We start from the raw sequence: 18,096 nt of genomic DNA, 5'->3' as shown, positions 1-18,096 counted from the left end.
GACCAGGCCCCGCTTTCCCGGTCTGTCGTGGCGCGGTCTTATTCCAGACACTCCTACCCCCTCCATTTTCAGCAAACGTCCCGGACTCTATCCCCTCACCCTGACACCGACGGTCCGTCACTCTTGCTTTATTGAGCAGAAGTTGAGCTTTGGTCCAACTCGCCGACGCCTGACGCATTTTGCCGCACTTTTACCATGAAAACCCTTTGATGCCCCCTTCACCTACAAGCGGAAAATGCCCCGCCGAGGCGCCTGTTAGCCTGCGACGGTCCCCCAGGGGGACGTCATTCGAGGGGGTATGAATGAGACACATCCGCAGGCGTGGCCTGCATGTGCTCCTGACCGCCGCGGTGCTGACCGGGATGCTTCCCGGCGCCGTGGCGGCCGCTGAAACGAGCGGCGGACCGCAGCTGCCGGACCTGAAGCAGCCGAAGCCGGTCGCCGTGGAGAAGGCCGCGGTGGGGGGCGCGAGGAAGGCCGACGCGGCGGCCGCCCATTCCTGGCACAAGAAGGCCGTCAGGGCGACCTGGCCCGCACCCGGCACCGCAGAAACGTTTCTCTCGACGGGTGCCCGCGCCGGCCGCCTGCCGGTGACGGTCACCGGGACCCCGGCAGCCCCGCTGGCCCGTACCTCGTCGTCCGAAGGCCCGATCCGCTCGGCCGTCTCGGCCAGGGCGAAGGTCACGGTCGCCGACCGCAAGGCCGCCCGGAGGGCGGGCGTCGACGGCCTCCTGCTGTCCGTGGGCCGCTCCGACGCGGGCCGTGCCCCGGTCCCCGCCCGGGTCACGGTCGACTACGGCTCCTTCCGCGACGCCTACGGCGGCGACTGGGCGGCACGACTCCGCCTGGTGCAGCTGCCGGCCTGCGCGCTGACCACGCCGGAGAAGGACGCGTGCCGGATCCAGAAGCCGCTGGACACCACGAACGACACGAGGACGGGCACCCTGTCCGCCTCCAGCGCGGTCCCGACGTCAGGCTTCACGGTCCTCGCCGCCACGGCGGACGACGCGGGCCCGACGGGCGACTACAAGGCGACCTCGCTGCAGGCGTCGGGGTCGTGGAGCGCGGGCGGGTCGACCGGCGCGTTCACCTGGAGCTACCCGATCGGCGTCCCGACCGTTCCGGGCGGCCTCGACCCCAAGATCTCGCTCGATTACAACTCCCAATCGGTGGACGGCCGCACAGGCGCCTCCAACAACCAGCCGTCGTGGATCGGCGACGGCTGGAACTGGGAGCCCGGCTTCATCGAGCGCAAGTACAAGTCATGCAACGACGACATGACGGGCGGCACCAACACCACCAAGGTCGGCGACCTGTGCTGGTTCGACGACAACGTCACCCTGTCGCTCGCCGGGAGGACGAGCGAGCTCGTCTACGAGGCGGGCAAGGGCTGGCACCCGGCGTCCGACTCGGGCGAGAAGGTCGAGAAGCTGACCGGCGCCGTCAACGGTGACGGTGGTACGGACGGCGTCGACGGCAAGGGTGAGCACTGGAAGGTCACCACGGCCGACGGCACCCAGTACTTCTTCGGCCTGAACCGGCTCCCCGGCTGGAAGGACAACGGCACCGCCGCGGACGACCCGGTCACCAACTCGGCCTGGACCGTGCCGGTGTTCGGCAACCAGTCCGGTGAGCCCTGCTACGACTCCTCCTTCGCGTCCGGGTGGTGCCAGCAGGCCTGGCGCTGGCAGCTCGACTACGTCGTCGACCCGCACGGCAACGCGGTCGCGTACCACTGGAACACCGAGAAGAACAACTACGGACGCAACGTCTCCCTGACCACCGGGGACTCCACCGCGACCCCGTACGTACGCGGTGGCTGGCTCGACCACATCGACTACGGTCTGCGCTCCGACGCCGTGTACACGGGCAAGGCCATGGGCCGGGTCGACTTCGGTGTCTCCGAGCGCTGTCTGACCAACTGCGGCACGTTCGACGAGGCCAACGCCAAGAACTGGCCGGACGTCCCCTACGACCGTCACTGCAAGGACGGCGCAGAGTGCAAGGAACAGATCTCGCCCACCTTCTGGTCCCGCAAGCGGCTGAGCTCGGTCACCACCAAGGTGCTGACCGGCGGCGCCTACAAGGACGTCGACACCTGGACGCTCGACCAGGACTTCCCGGCCTCCGGTGACGGCATCTCCACCCCGATGTGGCTGAAGTCCATCCAGCGGACCGGCAAGACCGGCGGCAGCCTCGCTCTCCCGCCGGTGACCTTCGCGGGCGAACAGAAGGCCAACCGTGTCGACAGGACCGGCGACGGCCTCGCCCCGTTCATCCGGCTGCGGCTCTACCAGATCACCACGGAGTCCGGCGGCACCATCGGCGTCACCTACTCCCAGCCGGACTGCACGGTGACCACCCTGCCGGCCCCCGACGCCACCAACACCACCCGCTGCTACCCGGTGAAATGGGCCTTCGAGGGTGACACCGCTCAGTTGGACTGGTTCCAGTCCTATGTCGTGAAGCAGGTCGTCGAAGGCGACAACCTCGTCGAGTCCCCGGACAAGGTGACCACCTACGACTACGTCGGCGGCGCCGCCTGGGCCAAGAGCACCGACGAATTCACCAAGGCGGCCGACCGCACCTACTCCGTCTCCCGCGGCTACGAGCGGGTCCAGACCCGCTCCGGCGCCGGCTCCGACCCGAAGACCCTTACCGAGACCCGCTACTTCCGCGGCCTCGACGGCAAGGGCGTCGAGAACAGCGCGGGTGTCGCCGTCACGGACCGCGAGCAGTTCGCCGGTATGAAGCGCGAGACCGCCACGTACAACGGCGACGACACCACCAAGCTCGTCTCCGCCACCTCCTTCACCCCGTGGCGGTCGTCCGCGGTGGCGACCCGCACGCGCTCGGGACTGCCGGACCTCGTCTCGTACCGAACGGGGACGGAGGAGGAGCAGACCCGCACCACGGTCACCGGCGGCACCCGCACCACGGAGCTGACCCGCACCTTCGACTCGTACGGCATGGTCGCGACCGAGTCGTCCACCGGCGACAAGGCCAGGACCGGTGACGAGAAGTGCGTCACCACCAGCTACGCCCGTAACACCACGGCCCACATCCTCGACAAGGTCAGCCGCGTCGAGACCGTTGCCGTTCCTTGCGGCAGCACCGCCTCCCGGCCCGCCGACGTCATCGACGACGTCCGGACCTACTACGACGGCGGCGCGCTCGGCACCGTGCCCGGCCGGGGTCTGGTCACGAAGACCGACCGCATCAACGGCGCCGGCACCGGCTACGACCCGGTGTCCAGCACCCCGTCGCTCTGCGGCACCGGCGGCACGCAGCTCTGCTACGACGCGTACGGACGCACGCTGGCCGCCGCGGACTCCTACGGCCAGGTCACCAGGACGTCCTACACCCCCGCTGCGGGAGAAGTGCCGACGACCGTGGTCGTCACCAACCCCAAGGGCCACACGACGACCACGGTGACCAACCCGCTGCGTGCGCAGGCCGCCCAGGTCACCGACGCGAACGGGAAGGTCACCACCACCGCCTTCGACGCGCTCGGCCGGGTCACCAAGGTGTGGCAGCCCACTCGCTCGGCGGCCACGTATCCCGAGTCCCCGAGCTACGTCTTCGAGTACCTCGTGCGCCGCGACGGACCGATCGTCGTCACGACCAAGGCGCTGACCCACGACAACAGCTACGACGTCACCTACGCGTTCCAGGACGGTCTGCTGCGCGAGCGGCAGACGCAGGTGGAGTCGCCGGATCGGGCGGGGCGCCTCGTCACCGAGACGTTCTACGACACGCGCGGACTGGTCTGGCGCAACTCCGGCACCTTCTTCGCCACCGGGGCACCCGAGCCCGTCCTGGTCACGGGGAAGGAGCTGGAGTACCCGGCGTCCACCGACACCGAGTACGACGGGGCCGGACGTGTCACGGCCGTCATCGCCCGGCGCTTCGGCGACGAGACCAAGCGCACCACCACCACGTACACCGGCGACACCACGACGGTCGTCCCTCCGAAGGGCGGCACCGCGACCACCACGGTGAAGGACGCACTCGGCCGCACCACCGAGGTCAAGGAGTACACGGACGCCGCCCGGACCACCGGGCAGTCGACCACGTACGCCTTCGACAAGCGCGGCCGTGTGGAACGCATCACCGACCCGTCGGGCGCCGCGTGGACGTACGTCCATGACGTCCGAGGCCGCCGGACCGAGGCCGTCGACCCCGACAAGGGCACGACCAGGACGACCTACGACAAGGGCGACCGGGCGACCGACGTCACCGACGCTCGTCTGATCACGCTGCACACGGACTACGACGAGCTCGGCCGGAAGCTCTCTCTCAAGTCGGGCGCCACGACCCTCAGCACCTGGGTGTACGACACCGTCGCCAAGGGGCAGCTGTCCAAGGCCACCCGATACGTCGACGGCAACGCCTACGAGACCTCCGTCACCACCTACAACAGCCTCTACCAGCCGGTCGTCACCCAGCTGACCGTTCCGGCCGCCGAGGGCGCCCTGGCGGGCACGTACAAGTGGACGACCTCCTACAACCTCAACACCGGCCAGGTGATGTGGACCCAGCAGCCCGCCATCGGCGGACTGCCGGCGGAGAAGGTCGCCAACACCTACACGCCCGTGCACGGTCTGCTCAGCACCGTGGGCGCGGGCGCCGACCCGCTCGTGTCGGCGACCACGTACGACCACTACGGCCGCAACACCCGTCAGGAACTGGGCACGTTCGCCCAGCATGTCTGGATCAGCAACGAGTACGACGAGCACACGGGCGCTCCGCTGCGCCGCTACACGGACCGCGAGGTCGCCCCGCAGCGCGTCGACGACACCCGGTTCGGCTACGACGCCGCCGGCAACATGACGTCGGTCGCCACCGGCTACGGCCAGGACTCCGCCCGGACCACGGACACCCAGTGCTTCGCGCTGGACGCCGTGCGCCGGATCACCGAGGCCTGGACGAACACCGGTGAGCAGTGCGCGGCGGCGCCCTCGGACGCCGTGGTCGGCGGCCAGGATGCGTACTGGACCTCGTACACCTATGACGCGGTCGGCAACCGCAGGACCGAGACCAGGCACAAGACCGCCTCGGGCCCTGCCGCCGACACCGTCCGTACGTACGCCGCGCCGACGGCCGGGAAGCACGACCTGACCAAGGTGACCCAGACGGGCACCGACCCCCACGAGGAGCTCTTCGGCTACGACGACGCGGGCAACACCGAGACCCGCAAGATCGGCAGCGCCGCCCAGCAGACTCTGCGCTGGGACGACGAGGGCCACGTCGCGTCCGTGACGCAGGGGACGCAGGTCAGCTCGTACCTCTACACCACCGAGGGGCAGCGACTGCTCAGGAGGGACTCCACCGGAACGACGCTCACCCTGCCCGCGGGCAACGAGCTGAAGCTCGACAAGGCCGGCGTGGTCACGGGTACCCGCTACTACCTGGCCGACACGAAGATCGTCGCGGTGCGGACCGGCGGAAGGCTGACCTTCATGCTGTCCGACCACCACGGCACGGGCACGACGCAGATCACCGCGGACGCGGCCCAGGTCGTCACGCGCCGGAAGACCTCGCTCTTCGGCGAGGCCCGTGGCCCCCAGCCCACGGCCTGGGCCGGGGACAAGGGGTTCATCGGGGGCACGAGGGACTCCGACACGGGACTCACGCACATCGGCGCCCGTGAGTACGACCCGTCGATCGGCCGCTTCGTCTCGGTGGACCCGATCCTCGAGGCGGACAAGCCCCAGACCATGAACGGGTACGGCTACGCCGCGAACAACCCCATCACCTTCTCCGACCCGACGGGCGAGGCCCTGGAGGAGTGCGTCAACGGCATGTACCGCTGCAAGGGCGGTACGGAGGTCGTCAGCAAGGGCAGCCGCTACGACGAGATCGTGGCGCAGAACAAGGAGACCGAGCGCTACCAGCGGCAGGCCGTTGCCGAGGATCGTCGCCGACAGGAGCTGGGCCGGCGCGCCAATGCGGCGTACCGCTCCGGCGGCAACTGGAGCGGGGACACCATCCTCAATCCGGACGCCACCCAGATCGTCGCGATGTGGTTCGCCGGGATCACCCCGAGCGCCTACCACTTCGACGAGCGGGACAAGTTCACCGCCGGCGTGCAGCAGCACATCTGGATGGACCTGGTGCGCAAGAACCTGAAGATGCGCCAGGGCACCAAGGTCGGTGACACGATCACGGGTCTGGACTACAAGACCGCATACGGCGCCGGCATGAACGACATCCCGTTGAAGCTGCTCATGGCCGGCGAGCTCGCCGACTTCGCCACGTATCTCGGCGGGGACGAGAAGGCCCAGGAGGGCGCTACCCGGGCCATCCTCGGTTCGTTCAACCTCAAGGCGACCGTGAGCGAGTACCGCAGTCTGAACAAGACCGCGAAGGTCGACTTCGAGCTCACGCAGAAGATGACCGTGGAGTCGCTGACCCGCGGCGTGTCCCAGGAGGGCTACACGGAGGGCGCCAAGGAGGGGCCGGCCGTGATGCTGTCCAATGGAGCACGCATGGTGTTCCCGTCGGGCCAGCGCGAGCTGAAGTTCACCGTCACCTGGAGCGAGTCGATCAACATGCCGATCGACCAGTAGCACCATGCGGCAGGGCCTGGGGTGCCCGGGAACAGTCTCCCGGGCACCCCAGGCCCCCGTGGAAAGAGGTAGCTCTTCATGTCCATCCTGATCCGGCGGGGACTTGCGGCGGTGACGGCCGTCTCGGCCCTCGTCCTCGGGACGTCCTCCTGCGTCGACAACAGGACCGCACCACCGCCACCGCCCGCGAAGGTGGGGCTCGCGGATCTCCAGGGCACGTGGAGGGGCTGGGAGGGCAGCACGCTGACACTGGGCCCCGACGGCAAGGCGCGGGCGACCGCCCTCGACGGCCAGGAGTTCCGCTTCGACGACAACTGGCGCATGACCGGAGAAGGGACCTGGGAACTCTACGAACCGGGTCGCTACAAGGGCGGGAACACCGTGGGCCGGGGCTACGTCGTCCACGTGACGGTGAAATCGTCCGCGCCCGCGCCGTCGCCCTCCGCCGCTCCTCCGTCCGCGGCCCCACCGGACTCGGTGGCAGCCCGCACAGCGCCGCCTCCGGCCGAGGCCACCTGGTACATGGGCGTCACGAAGGACAAGGCCGGACGGCCTGCGTTGTTCTTCCTCACATCGGACCCCGACGCCCGGGACACCTACACGCTGTCCAAGGGCTGACCTACCCCTCGCCGCACGTCGGCGCCCTGGCTCGGCTCCATCCACGGCCCGGGCGCCGACCTCGTCCTCCCCGTTGCGGTGGCGCACGGCGGAAACGCAGAGATCCCGTCCGATCTTGCGATCGGACGGGATCTCGTGTGTCTGTGGACCTGTGGGGATTTGAACCCCAGACCCCCTCGATGCGAACGAGGTGCGCTACCAGACTGCGCCACAGGCCCTTGCGACGTGTGAAACATTAGCATCCCCACGGGCGATGTTGGAAATCCGCTCCCCCGCAGGTCAGCCGGGGGCCGTCGCGGGCCCCCGGCGAGGGGTCATTCGTTGGCCGCCCGGGGGCGGTCGTCGTCCGCGTACTGGTCGAAGAGCGGGGTGCGGCCGTGGTCGCGGCGCGGGCGGGGCTGGGGGGTGCGCCGGCGGGGAGCCGGGGCGGGAGCGGGGGCCGGGTCGGCCGCCGTGGAGGACCGCGCCGAGCTCCAGGTCTCCGGATCCGTGATGTCGACGCCGCTCGAGGCGCGCGGAGCGACCGGAGCGGTGACGTACGTGGGGAGCGGGACCGGGACCGGGTCCCAGCTGTCGCCGCGGGCCGGGCCGCGGTCGCGCTGCTGGTCGACCCATTCCGCGTGGTCCGTCTGCTCCACCAGCGCGCGGCGGTCCGCCTCCTGCGGTGAGACGGCCTGGGCGGGCGTCGGGGGCTGGGCGGGCTCCGGCTCGGGCGTCGGGGCCGGGCGGCGGCTTTCGCGCAGCCGGGCCGCGGCGGCCTCCGCGTTGCGGCGGTCCATCACGTAGACGAAGCGCCGCCGCTCCTGGACGCGCAGGTACACGATGTACGCGCTCAGGAGCACGGCCGGGACGGCCGGGGCCCACAGGAAGGCGAGGCCGCCGACGGCCGCGACGACCGCGCCGAGGGTGAAGGCCAGGAAGAGGATCACGGTGCTGCGCCTGCGCCGGGCCAGGACCTTGCCCCGGCGGGCCCGCTCGGCCGCCGCGCTGGGCGCGCGCCGGGCGGGTGCGGGGGCCGATGCCGGGGCCGGGGCCTTGGGTGCCGCTTCCGGCATCTCCAGGCGGGCTTCCGTCCTGGCCGCGGGCGCGCTGAAGGCCCGGACGTCGACCGAGCTCAGATGCTCCGTCTCCGCGTCCGGGTCCACGTCGGGCGCCGCGCCGTCCGCCGCTCGATCCCGTTCCTTCAGCTCCTTGGCGTAACGGCGCTCCATGCCCGCCCGTCCGGACAGCAGCCGGATGGCGGTGCTGAAGCGTTCCGTCGGACGGGCCTCGTTCAGCTCGTCCTGCCTGCGGAGCCACATCGGCACCAAGTAGGCGGCCCAGGCCCCGACGATGACTGCGTAGATGAGGCCGCTGCTGCTCACCCTTCACACGGTAGAGGGGTTCGGGTGAGGGCATCGGCCAATTGGCCCGGTGTGTCGCACGATCTGGCTGATATCACTGAACTTTTTTGTGATTGTTCAGATCGATTGCCGGTCAACTACCGATTAAATTCGAACACTTATTGGAATTATTGAGGTTGGCGACGTGCCTGGTGCCAGCGCCGCAGCAGCCCCTCCGGCACCTCCTCCGCGGTCAGCGCGAAGACCAGATGGTCACGCCAGGCACCGTCGATGTGGAGGTAACGGGGCCTCAGCCCCTCCTCCCGGAAACCCAATTTCTCCACGACCCGCCGCGAGGGGCCGTTCTCCGGACGAATGCAGACCTCCATCCGGTGCAGCCCGACCGTACGGAAACAGTGGTCCACGGCGAGCGCGACCGCCGTCGGCATCACACCCCGGCCGGCCACCCCGCTGTCCACCCAATAGCCCACATGGCCCGAGCACATCGAGCCCCAGGTGATACCCGCCACCGTCAACTGCCCGACCAGATGGCCCTGGTACTCGATCACGAACGGCAGCATCCGCCCCGCGTTCGCCTCCGCCCGCAGATGGCGCACCATCTGACGGTACGTGGGACGCTGCGCCACCGGGCCACCGGGCCCGGGCGGCGGGACGGTCGCCTCCCACGGCCGCAGCCAGTCACGGTTGCGCCGGTTCACCTCGCGCCAGGCCCGCTGGTCGCGCATCCTTATCGGGCGGAGCAGCACGTCGCCGTCCACCAGCACCACGGGCCAGGACGGGATCATGACTCCGGGCCCGCTTCCGACGCCGGTCTCGGGTGGTCGCCGCCCCGGATCTGGTCCACGGCATGGGTCAGCAGCGGCTCCAGGACCGCGAGCCCGTCCCGTACCCCGCCCGTCGAACCCGGCAGGTTCACGATCAGCGTGCCGCGCGCGACGCCCGCGAGCCCGCGCGAGAGGGCCGCGGTGGGCACCTTCTCGCGGCCGTACGCGCGGATCGCCTCCGGGATCCCCGGGATCTCTGTGTCGAGGACCCGCCGGGTGACCTCGGGGGTCTCGTCGGTGGGCGAGACGCCCGTACCGCCGGTGGTGAGGATGACGTCGTAGCCCGCTGCGACCCCGGCGCGCAGCGCCGCCTCGACCGGCGCGCCGTCCGGGACGACCTGCGGGCCGTCCACGGCGAAGCCCATGCCGCGCAGCCCCTCCGCGATCAGCGGGCCGCCCTTGTCCTCGTAGACGCCGGCCGACGCCCGGTTCGAGGCGGTCACGACGAGCGCGGAGTACGGGGCGGTGAGGGCGCCGCCGACCGCGGCGTCGAGCGCCACCGGCGCGTGCGCCTCGTGCTCGTGCGCCCCCGCGACCTTGCCCGCGCGCGTCATGACGCGCTCCGCGTCCAGTGGCCGGACTTGCCGCCGGTCTTCTCCTCGACCCGCACGTCGGAGATGACCGCGCCCTTGTCGACCGCCTTCACCATGTCGACCACGGTGAGCGCCGCCACGGACACCGCCGTCAGGGCCTCCATCTCGACGCCCGTGCGGTCCGTGGTCTTCACCGTCGCGAGGATCTCGACGGCGTCGTCCGCGACCGTCAGGTCCAGCGTCACGCCCGAGACGGCCAGCGGGTGGCACAGGGGGATCAGGTCCGGGGTCTTCTTGGCCCCCATGATCCCGGCGATCCGGGCCGTGGCCAGCGCGTCACCCTTCGGCACGCCCTCGCCGCGCAGCAGCTCGATCACGCGCGGCGAGACGAGGACGCGTCCACTCGCACGGGCGGTGCGGGCCGTGACCTCCTTCGCGGAGACGTCGACCATGCGGGCCGCCCCCGCCTCGTCGATGTGGGTGAGGCCTTGCTGCGTGCTCATCGCGGTGACACTCCCGGTCGCTGTGTGGGACGACACGGTACCCCCACCATGCCCCCCTCAGCCGAGGAGGACCACTTCCAGCTCCGTGCCCGGTTCCACCCCGGTGACCTCCTCCGGTACGACGAGCAGGGCGTCCGCGTGGGCGAGCGCCGCGATGAGATGGGAGCCGGAGCCGCCCACAGGAGTGACGGTGCCCGACTCGGCGTCGTAGCTGCCGCGCAGGAACTGGCGGCGGCCGGCCGGCGAGGACAGACCGCGGTCCGACTTCAGGGCGGCGCGGACCCTGGGCCGGTGGGCGTCGGGCCGCTCACCGAGACCCATGAGGGCACGGATCGCGGGACGGACGAACAGCTCGAAGGAGACGTACGAGGAGACCGGGTTGCCCGGCAGGGCGAGCAGCGGGGTGTGGTCGGGGCCGATCATGCCGAATCCCTGCGGCTTGCCCGGCTGCATCGCCAGCTTGCGGAAGTCGACCTCGCCGTCCGCCGTCAGCGCCTCCTTCACCACGTCGTACGCCCCGACGCTGACCCCGCCCGTGGTGACGATCAGGTCGGCCCGGATCAGCTGGTCCTCGATGGCGGCGCGCAGCGACTCGGCGTCGTCGGCGACCGCGCCGACCCGGTAGGCGAGGGCACCCGCCTCGCGCGCGGCGGCGGCGAGCGCGAAGCTGTTGGAGTCGTAGATCTGGCCTTCGCCCAAGGGCTCGCCGGGCTGGGTCAGTTCGCTGCCGGTGGAGATCACCACCACCCGCGGGCGGGGGTGCACGCGCACGGTGCCGCGGCCGATCGCCGCGAGCAGGCCGATCTGCGGGGCCCCGAGGACCGTGCCCGCCGCGAGGGCCAGCTCGCCCGCCCGGACGTCGCTGCCGCGCGCCCGGACGTGGGCGCGGGCCTCGGCGGGACGGTGGACGCGGACCTCTCCGGCGGCGCCCTCCGGGGCGGCGCTCGCCGGGCGCATGGTGCCGGCCGCGCCCTCGCCCGTGCCTCCGTCGGTCCATTCGACGGGGACGACGGCCTCGGCTCCGGGCGGCAGCGGGGCGCCGGTCATGATCCGGGCGGCCTGGCCCGGCCCGACCTCGGGCAGCCCGCCGGCGCCCGCGGCGACGTCGCCGATCACGGTCAGGACGGCGGGGAACTCCTCGCTCGCCCCGGCCACGTCGGCGACCCGCACCGCGTACCCGTCCATGGAGCTGTTGTCGAAGGGCGGCAGGGCGACCGGCACCGTGACGTCCTCGACGAGGACGCAGCCCTGGGCGTCCGGCAGCTGCAGCTCGATGGGTTCGAGCGGGGCGACCGCCGCCAGGATGTCGCCGAGGTGCTCGTCGACGGACCACAGGCCACGGGCCGGGCCCCCGCGGGGATCGGCGGAGGAGCCGCCCGCGGGCTCGTGGTCCGACGGTGCCGTGCTGCTGCTCAAGGTGCTACATCTCCTCGCTGACGTAACTGCGGAGCCAGGTCCGGAAGTCCGGTCCCAGATCTTCACGTTCGCACGCCAGTCTGACAATGGCACGCAGGTAGTCGCCTCGGTCGCCGGTGTCGTAGCGGCGCCCCTTGAAGACGACGCCGTGGACGGGGCCGCCGACCCGCTCGTCCTGCGCGAGCTTCTGCAGGGCGTCGGTCAGCTGGATCTCGCCGCCGCGGCCCGGCGCGGTCTCCCGCAGTATGGCGAAGACGGCCGGGTCCAGGACGTAGCGGCCGATGATCGCGAGGTTGCTGGGGGCCTCCGCCGGCTCCGGCTTCTCCACGAGGCCGGTCACCTTCACCACGTCCGCGTCGCCGGTCGGGCCGACGGCCGCGCAGCCGTAGAGGTGGATCTGGGAGGGCTCGACCTCCATCAGCGCGACCACGCTGCCGCCGAACCGCTCGCGCACCTCGACCATGCGGGCGAGCAGGGGGTCGCGCGGGTCGATCAGGTCGTCGCCGAGCAGCACCGCGAAGGGCTGATCGCCCACGTGCGGGGCGGCGCACAGCACGGCGTGGCCGAGGCCGCGGGGGGCGCCCTGCCGGACGTAGTGCATCGTGGCCAGGTCGCTGGACTCCTGGACCTTGGCGAGCCGTTCCTCGTCGCCCTTGCGGGTCAGCGCCTCTTCCAGCTCGTAGTTCCGGTCGAAGTGGTCCTCGAGCGGGCGCTTGTTGCGGCCGGTGATCATGAGGACGTCGGAGAGCCCGGCCGCGACGGCCTCCTCCACGACGTACTGGATCGCCGGTTTGTCCACGACCGGCAGCATCTCCTTCGGCGTCGCCTTGGTGGCCGGCAGGAACCGGGTGCCGAGGCCCGCGGCCGGGATGACAGCCTTTGTGATGGACGGCGTCTGAGTCATGCGGAGCACCCTAGCCGTTCGGTATGGGAAGAAAATGAGAAAAGCAGTGAGAAGCCTGCAATCGCCTGAGCCTTCTCGATGCTCGTACCGCTACCGCCCGATACAAGAGGAATACGAGCCGCATTGAGCACCGAACCGCGTGAGGAACCGACCGAGAAGGCCCTCTTGCGCCGGGCCCTGCTGACCGCCCGCGCCGCACTGGTCCCGGAGGATGTCACGCGCACCTCGGAACTCCTGGCGGAGCACGCCCTGGAGCTGTCCGAGCTGGCGGGCGCCGGCACCGTCGCCGCGTACGTCTCGGTGGGGCGCGAACCCGGCACCCGCGCGCTGCTGGACGCGCTGCGCGAGCGGGGCGTACGGGTCCTGCTGCCGGTCCTGCTGCCCGACAACGACCTGGACTGGGCCGCGTACGAAGGCGCGGAGCGGCTCGCGAAGGCGGGCCGGGGGCTGCTCGAACCGGTCGGCGAGCGCCTCGGCCCGGAGGCGGTGTGCGCGGCGGACGCGGTCCTCCTCCCGGGCCTCGCGGTGGACGCGCGCGGTATGCGCCTCGGGCGGGGCGGCGGCTCGTACGACCGCGTCCTGGCCCGGCTCGTACGGGCGGGGGCGGATCCGGCCCTGGTGGTGCTCCTCTACGCGAACGAGGTGGTCGCGCGGGTCCCGGAGGAACCGCACGACCACCCCGTGCACGCGGTGGTGACCCCGGAGGGGGTCCGGCGCTTCGAGCGCTGAGGAAGCCTCTGGGGCTCCGCCGCGCTGCGAGCGCCCGGAGCCTCAGGGCTCCAGCTTGAGCGTGTCCGTCGTGCCGGCCTCGACCGCGGCCTGCCCGTAGGACCAGTCGAGCAGCTCGCCCTTCGCCCACTTGTCCGTCTGGTCGGTGTAGTGGCTGCTGAAGGCGTGGCCGGAGGCACCGGTGAGGTTGATCCAGCGGGACTTGTCCCAGTCGCCGACGTTGACGACCATCCGCATCGACGGCACCCAGATCACCTCGTAGCCACCGGCCGCGTTCCAGCCGGTCGCGTCGACCGCGGCCTCGCCGCCGCCCAGGTTCCACGGGCCGCGGTTGAGCAGCGACTGCACGAAGCCGGGGCCGGCGGTGCCGAGGGTCTGGTTCTCCAGGGTCAGCTGGTGCAGCCGGCCCCAGCTCCAGGTGGAGACGTCCTTGCCGAGCTTGGCGGTCAGCTCCCAGCGGGCGTCCTTCATGGCCTGCGCGAGCAGCTGGTCACGGGTCTCGGTGGGGGCGTCGAGCCGGTCCCCCGGCGTCTTCCACCAGTCGTTCTTCTCCTGCTTGAGCAGCGGGCGGACCACCTCGTACCAGCGGTCGCCGCCGTCCGGCTGCGCGGTGTCGGCGTCGCGCTCACCGCACTCGCGGACCAGCTTGTTCTGCTCGTCGACGGGGCCGGTGGCGTCGGCGACGCGGACGTTGATGCACTCGCCCTCGACGCGCAGTTCCTTGGGCAGCTTGTCGCCGAAGGCGAGCTTGAGGACGTTGCGCCAGACGGCGTTGAAGTACGCGGCGGCGGCCGAGTCCGGCTCCTGGGTGTAGTCCCAGCCCTCGAGCAGCTTCTGCGCCTCGCGGACCTGCGGGTCAGCGATGTCGATCTTCAGCAGCAGCGGGTTGAGCAGGGTGGCGATCTCGCTGCGGTTGTCCATCTGCATCGTCTGCATGTCGTCCGGCGAGATCTTGCCGCCGTCCTTGGTCTTCGACTCGATCAGGTCGTTGATCCGCTGGCTGCGCGAGCCGTAGCCCCAGTCCCGGGTGAGGAGGTGGGGGTACTTCTTCTCGTCGATGACGGCCTGGTTCGCGGTGACGATGTAGCCGCGGTCCGGGTTGTACTCGTAGGGCAGCTCGTCGAAGGGGATGTAGCCCTTCCAGTCGTACGAGGAGTCCCAGCCGGGCACGGGCACCGTGCCGTCGTAGCTCTTGCCCTTGCTGCGGACCGGGATCTTGCCCGGGGCCTGGTAGCCGATGTTGCCCTGGGTGTCGGCGTAGATCAGGTTCTGGGACGGGACCTCGAAGTCCTTGGCGGCGGCCCGGAAGCTCGTGAAGTCCTTGGCGCGGTTGAGCTCGAAGACGGCGTCCATCGACTTGCCGGGCTGCAGGGCGGTCCAGCGCAGGGCGACGCCGTAGCCGGTGCCGCGGTCGGGGGCGGCGTTGCCGACCGGGGCGGTCTTGCCGACCTTCTCCAGCTCGGTGGAGCGGTCGGAGACCAGCGGGCCGTGCTCGGTGGAGCGGATGGTGATGGTGCGGTCTCCGCCGCCGGCGACCTTGATGATCTCGTCGCGGACGAGGAAGGGCTTGGTCCTGCCGTCCACGACGTAGCCGTCGGTGCCGATCTTCTCCAGGTAGAGGTCGGTGACGTCGGCGCCGAGGTTGGTGAAGCCCCAGGCGATGGAGTTGTTGTGGCCGATGATCACGCCGGGGGTGCCGGAGAAGGTGTAGCCGGCGACGTCGTAGCGGCAGGTCGCCGAGACGGAGCGGCAGTGCAGGCCCATCTGGTACCAGAGGGACGGCAGCATCGGCGCGAGGTGCGGGTCGTTGGCGAGCAGCGGCTTGCCGGAGGTCGTGTAGTCGCCCGAGACGACCCAGGAGTTCGAGCCGATGCCGTTGCCGTTGGGGCCGAGCAGGGCCGGGATCTCGTCGAGGGTGTCGGAGAGCGCGGCGAGCTGGGACTGGATCCCCTGGGAGCCGCTGCCGCCACCGGTCGTGCCGTCGGTGCCCTTGGCCTCGCCCTCGGGGTCGAACTTGCCGGTGATCTTGTCGACGGCACCCTTGTCGACGATCGGCTGGTGCAGCTCGTACGGGTACCCCGGGTAGAGGTCCTTGATCTGCTGCGGCTTGAGCCGGCTGGTCATCAGCGAGCGGTCGATCTCGTCCTGCATGTTGCCGCGCAGGTCCCAGGCCATGGCCTTGAGCCAGGCCACCGAGTCGACCGGGGTCCACGGCTCGATGGTGTAGTCGTTGGTGAAGGCGAGGGCCGCGTACTCGACGGACACGTCGGACGGGTCCCGGTCCTTGAGATAGGCGTTGACGCCGGCGGCGTAGGCCTGGAGGTTCTTCTTGGTCTCCGCCGACAGGACCTTGTCGTACTCCTGCTGTGCGACCTGCCGCCAGCCCAGCGTGCGCAGGAAGGCGTCGGTGTCGACCTGGCTCTTGCCGAACATCTCGGAGAGGCGACCGGCCGTCATGTGGCGACGGACGTCCATCTCGTAGAAGCGGTCCTGCGCCTGGACGTAGCCCTGGGCGCGGAAGAGGTCGGCCTCGTTGTCGGCGTAGATCTGCGGAACGCCGTAGGCGTCGCGCTTGACCTCGACCGGGCCGGAGAGCCCGTCGATCCGGATCGTGCCCGTGGTCTGCGGGAACGAGCCCCGGACGGTGCTGACGCCCCAGTACGCGCCGTACCCGATGCCCGCGACCAGAGCGAGGACCAGGACGAGAACGATCAGGCGGGCACGCCGCCCCTTCTTCTTGGCGGGGGGCGCGGTCGTGTTGGAGGGCATCGCTGTCCTTCGAGGGGCAGGGTGGTCCTGGAGTACGGGAGCAACCTTAGGCGCAGCGTCCGGAGGCCCCGGACGCGGTGTCAGGAAGAGCACCGTACCTATACGTACTGATGTACGAGGAGATACCAAAGGGACGTCAAGAAAGCGTTAAAGATTAGGTAAGGTAACGAAGTACCGGCGGCGGAGGAACGATCCCGCCCGCACGTGAGGGGAAGGAACGGCCACTGACTGTCCACCAGCTCAACGAACTCCTGCTCATCTGCTCGCTCGTGCTGCTCATCGCTGTCGCGGCGGTGCGGATCTCGTCCCGGAGCGGGCTTCCCAGCCTGCTGCTCTACCTGGGGATCGGGGTCGCCATCGGGCAGGACGGCATCGGCAACGTCGCCTTCGACAACGCCGAACTGACCCAGGTGATCGGTTATGCCGCACTTGTGGTGATCCTGGCCGAGGGCGGTCTGGGCACCAAGTGGAAGGAGATCAAACCCGCGTTGCCCGCAGCGGTCGTGCTCTCGACCCTCGGCGTCGCGGTGAGCGTGGGCATCACGGCCGCGGCCGCGCACTACCTCGTCGACCTGGAATGGCGACAGGCCCTCATCATCGGCGCCGTCGTCTCCTCCACCGACGCCGCCGCCGTGTTCTCCGTGCTGCGCAAGGTGCCGCTGCCCTCCCGGGTCACCGGCGTCCTGGAGGCCGAGTCCGGATTCAACGACGCGCCCGTCGTCATCCTCGTCGTGGCCTTCTCCACCGTCGGCCACGCCGACGCCTGGTACCTCCTCGTCGGCGAGATCGCCCTGGAGCTCGCCATCGGCGCCGCCGTCGGTCTCGCCGTCGGCTTCGTCGGCGCCTACGGACTGCGTCACGTCGCCCTGCCGGCCTCCGGTCTCTACCCGATCGCCGTCATGGCCATCGCCGTCGTCGCCTACGCGGCCGGGGCCATGGCCCACGGCTCGGGCTTCCTCGCCGTCTACCTGGCCTCGATGGTGCTCGGCAACGCCAAGCTGCCGCACGCCCCCGCCAACAGGGGCTTCGCCGAGGGCCTCGGCTGGATCGCCCAGATCGGCATGTTCGTCCTGCTCGGCCTGCTCGTCACCCCGCACGAGCTGGTCCGCGACTTCTGGCCGGCGATCGTGATCGGCCTGGTGCTCACCGTGGTCGCGCGCCCCATGGAGGTCTTCGCCAGCCTCCTTCCCTTCCGCATCCCCTGGCGGGAGCAGGCTCTGATGTCCTGGGCCGGCCTGCGCGGAGCCGTCCCGATCATCCTCGCCACGATCCCCATGGTGTCGGGGATCGAGGGCAGCGAGCGGATCTTCAACATCGTCTTCGTGCTGGTCGTCGTCTACACGCTGATCCAGGGTCCGACCCTGCCCTGGCTGGCCCGGGCCCTGGAGCTCAGGGACCCGACCGAGGCCGCCGACCTGGGCATCGAGTCGGCCCCGCTGGAGCGGCTGCGCGGCCACCTGCTGTCCGTGGCGATCCCGCAGGGGTCCAAGATGCACGGCGTCGAGGTCGCCGAGCTCCGGCTGCCCGCCGGGGCCGCCGTCACCCTGGTGGTCCGGGAGGACAAGAGCTTCGTCCCCAGCCCCGCGACCGTGCTCCGGCGCGGTGACGAACTGCTCGTCGTCGCCACCGACCCGGTACGGGACAGCGCCGAGCGCCGCCTCCGGGCCGTCGGCCAGGGCGGAAAGCTGGCCGGCTGGCTGGGCACGGGCGGAGCCACCGCCGCCGGCGCCCCGGAAGCCCACGAGGGATCCTTCCGGAACCCGTTCCGGCGAACGTCCGGTTAATCCCAGGCATTAATTCAGGTCTCCGGGCGCTTTCCCAGGCGGGAAGACGCCCTTCCCTGTACGATGAAGGCACACTTGATCGAACCAACTCTGCCTGACGC

Annotated in this window: 11 protein-coding genes and 1 tRNA gene; 4 read left to right on the top strand and 8 right to left on the bottom strand. The window is 70.6% G+C overall.

Annotated features, from left to right (window positions below):
• The first annotated feature begins 302 nt into the window (after window positions 1–302).
• Window positions 303–6,572: an RHS repeat-associated core domain-containing protein gene (locus tag AB0M16_RS21700; protein ID WP_365345252.1), complete on the top strand. Its 6,270-nt coding sequence runs from the start codon at window positions 303–305 to the stop codon at window positions 6,570–6,572.
• Between the two features lie 78 nt (window positions 6,573–6,650).
• A complete protein-coding gene (locus AB0M16_RS21695; protein ID WP_365345250.1) occupies window positions 6,651–7,190 on the top strand; it encodes a hypothetical protein in 540 nt (179 codons plus the stop codon).
• Window positions 7,191–7,334: 144 nt separating this feature from the next.
• Here AB0M16_RS21695 and AB0M16_RS21690 read toward each other — a convergent pair.
• The 7 genes from AB0M16_RS21690 to galU form a co-directional block, all read right to left on the bottom strand.
• Window positions 7,335–7,408 (bottom strand) — tRNA-Ala (locus AB0M16_RS21690).
• 96 nt (window positions 7,409–7,504) lie between these two features.
• Window positions 7,505–8,554 carry a gephyrin-like molybdotransferase receptor GlpR gene (glpR, locus tag AB0M16_RS21685; RefSeq protein WP_365345248.1) on the bottom strand — a complete coding sequence of 350 codons (1,050 nt, stop codon included), beginning with the start codon at window positions 8,552–8,554 and terminating at the stop codon, window positions 7,505–7,507.
• A gap of 146 nt (window positions 8,555–8,700) precedes the next feature.
• On the bottom strand, window positions 8,701–9,318 hold the full coding sequence (locus AB0M16_RS21680; RefSeq protein WP_365345246.1) for a GNAT family protein: 618 nt from the start codon (window positions 9,316–9,318) through the stop codon (window positions 8,701–8,703).
• Window positions 9,315–9,857, bottom strand: a complete 543-nt coding sequence (locus tag AB0M16_RS21675) for a MogA/MoaB family molybdenum cofactor biosynthesis protein (RefSeq protein ID WP_365345492.1) — start codon at window positions 9,855–9,857, stop codon at window positions 9,315–9,317. Before AB0M16_RS21675 ends, AB0M16_RS21680 begins: the two co-directional genes overlap by 4 nt.
• A gap of 50 nt (window positions 9,858–9,907) precedes the next feature.
• The gene (gene moaC / locus AB0M16_RS21670; RefSeq protein WP_365345244.1) at window positions 9,908–10,393 is read right to left on the bottom strand and encodes a cyclic pyranopterin monophosphate synthase MoaC; all 486 of its coding nucleotides are present in this window, start codon (window positions 10,391–10,393) and stop codon (window positions 9,908–9,910) included.
• Window positions 10,394–10,450: 57 nt separating this feature from the next.
• A complete protein-coding gene (gene glp, locus AB0M16_RS21665) occupies window positions 10,451–11,728 on the bottom strand; it encodes a gephyrin-like molybdotransferase Glp (RefSeq protein WP_365345490.1) in 1,278 nt (425 codons plus the stop codon).
• A gap of 85 nt (window positions 11,729–11,813) precedes the next feature.
• Window positions 11,814–12,713, bottom strand: coding sequence for a UTP--glucose-1-phosphate uridylyltransferase GalU (galU, locus tag AB0M16_RS21660; protein ID WP_365345242.1), 900 nt, complete (start codon window positions 12,711–12,713; stop codon window positions 11,814–11,816).
• A 123-nt stretch (window positions 12,714–12,836) separates the two neighbouring features.
• Between galU and AB0M16_RS21655 the strand changes: the two genes are divergently transcribed.
• Window positions 12,837–13,442: a 5-formyltetrahydrofolate cyclo-ligase gene (locus tag AB0M16_RS21655; RefSeq protein WP_365345240.1), complete on the top strand. Its 606-nt coding sequence runs from the start codon at window positions 12,837–12,839 to the stop codon at window positions 13,440–13,442.
• A 42-nt stretch (window positions 13,443–13,484) separates the two neighbouring features.
• Here AB0M16_RS21655 and AB0M16_RS21650 read toward each other — a convergent pair whose 3' ends face one another.
• A complete protein-coding gene (locus AB0M16_RS21650) occupies window positions 13,485–16,211 on the bottom strand; it encodes a penicillin acylase family protein (RefSeq protein WP_365345238.1) in 2,727 nt (908 codons plus the stop codon).
• Between the two features lie 224 nt (window positions 16,212–16,435).
• Here AB0M16_RS21650 and AB0M16_RS21645 point away from each other — a divergent pair, with 224 nt between their 5' ends.
• The gene (locus AB0M16_RS21645; RefSeq protein WP_365345488.1) at window positions 16,436–17,995 is read left to right on the top strand and encodes a potassium/proton antiporter; all 1,560 of its coding nucleotides are present in this window, start codon (window positions 16,436–16,438) and stop codon (window positions 17,993–17,995) included.
• Window positions 17,996–18,096 lie beyond the last annotated feature (101 nt).

The organism is Streptomyces sp. NPDC051921, assembly GCF_040680975.1.
Lineage (GTDB): Bacteria > Actinomycetota > Actinomycetes > Streptomycetales > Streptomycetaceae > Streptomyces.
Note: the sequence above shows the minus strand (reverse complement) of the source record. Positions and strands in the feature narration are given on the sequence as shown.